This is a genomic window from Haloferax profundi (genome assembly GCF_001469865.1).
In the GTDB taxonomy this organism is placed as follows: Archaea; Halobacteriota; Halobacteria; order Halobacteriales; family Haloferacaceae; genus Haloferax; species Haloferax profundi.
In genome coordinates this window covers 1-550 of sequence record NZ_LOPV01000290.1, presented here as the reverse complement: position 1 = coordinate 550, position 550 = coordinate 1, and the positions used below count along the sequence as shown (strand labels likewise).

Below are 550 nucleotides of genomic sequence, written 5' to 3'. Positions count from 1 at the left end.
GTCAGGATGAGATGCTTTCCAGTCTGGAGTGCCACCTGTATCTGCTCGATGATCGCTCGTCCCTCGTCATCGGGGAAGTATAGCCCGTCGAGAATCGATGGTGGCAACTCTCCGTCAAAGGACTTGTGCAGTGCCACAGGCGGTGCTTCGACGACACGACTTGCGAGAGCGTCTGCGAGGACAACACCCTTCGAGGTCTCGTTACTTTCACCGAGTGACTCCACAACGCGATGGCGAGGGAAGCCAGTCTCTGAGACCTCACGACAGAGCGCGTCGGCACGATCAAACGGAAGCAGGTTCGTGGTCAACGAGTCCAATTCAGCTGAGACCACATCGGGACCTTTCTCGATGACCTGCTTCGTGAAGTCAATCTCATCCAACTGTCCGGCAACGAAGAGTCGTTCGAACGCAACGAGCAGTGGGAAGGAGTCACCCTTTGGTCCCCCTTCGTGCTCGTCGTACCACCACGACTCGTCTTCGCTTTTCGTTGTCTTCGCTCGAACAATGCCGCCACCGATGAGCCCACTGTCCTGTTCTGTGAGTTTGTCCC

The 550-nt window shown here is 56.5% G+C and carries 1 pseudogene; it reads right to left on the bottom strand.

From position 1 onward, the window contains the following. A pseudogene (locus tag AUR66_RS22055) lies at nt 1-550 on the bottom strand (AAA family ATPase); the annotation flags it as partial.